The organism is Paracidovorax sp., from assembly GCF_057642795.1.
Genome location: NZ_JBXYZY010000026.1, coordinates 1 through 951, shown reverse-complemented (window position 1 = coordinate 951; position 951 = coordinate 1). Strand labels below are relative to the sequence as shown.

Annotated in this window: 2 protein-coding genes; one reads left to right on the top strand and one right to left on the bottom strand. The window is 61.7% G+C overall.

Annotation, left to right across the window (positions count from 1 at the left end):
- On the bottom strand, positions 1–259 hold a 259-nt coding region (locus tag AC3A84_RS09395; protein ID WP_487969358.1), incomplete at its 3' end, for a flagellin N-terminal helical domain-containing protein.
- 433 nt (positions 260–692) lie between these two features.
- Between AC3A84_RS09395 and AC3A84_RS09390 the strand changes: the two genes are divergently transcribed.
- On the top strand, positions 693–951 hold a 259-nt coding region (locus AC3A84_RS09390; RefSeq protein WP_487969356.1), incomplete at its 3' end, for a flagellin N-terminal helical domain-containing protein.

The following is a 951-nucleotide window of genomic DNA, read 5'->3' as shown; positions in this document are numbered from 1 at the left end:
CGCCGGAGCTCTTGAGCGCGCCTTCAGCCGTCTGCGCCAGCGAAATGCCGTCGTTGGCATTGCGCACGGCCTGGTTCAGGCCGCGGATCTGGGAGGTAAAGCGCTCCGAGATGGACAAGCCGGCGGCGTCGTCCTTGGCGCTGTTGATGCGCAGACCCGACGACAGGCGCTGGATCGAAGTGTTGAGCGATGCCTGGCTCATGCCCAGGTTGCGCTGGGCCGTCATCGAAGCGAGGTTGGTGTTGATGGTGGATGCCATTTGCAAATCTCCTGAAAAGAACTGACTGATCTGGCGTTACCGCCAACTGGGCCCAGAACCTTCTGGCCTCAGGGTTCACAGCGCCAGAGGCCTCTGTTGAACGGCGGGCTTGCCAACTGTTGCTTCGTGTTCGCATGTCCCGTTGGAATGGTTTTCGGGAGAGCGCCAGAAAACTTTAGGAACAAACGCAGGGATTGAGCGGTTTTTCTGCTTCTTATCGGGCCAACGCTCCGCCACCCGCTCGCCAGAATCCGTCCATCGTTCCCATAAGAGCGACTGACGGACCACATTGAAGGGGTTCTGCCCGGGGCCTGCATCGCAGGCCCCGGCACCGGAAGGGTGCTTTCCGTCAGCCGCTCGAAAAGACGCCGGAGGGGGTGATGCTTGAACCGGCAGAAATGTTCACTGTTTCCAGCCTCGCAGGAGTTCCACCATGGCCTCGACCATCAACACCAATATCAGTTCCCTGACCGCCCAGCGCAATCTGGGCACCAGCCAGGCATCGCTCAACACCTCCATCCAGCGCCTGTCTTCCGGTCTGCGCATCAACAGCGCCAAGGACGACGCCGCCGGCCTGGCCATCTCGGAGCGCTTTACCTCCCAGATCCGCGGCCTGAACCAGGCCGTGCGCAATGCCAACGACGGCATCTCGCTGTCGCAAGTCGCCGAAGGCGCTCTGGCAGGCTCGGGGA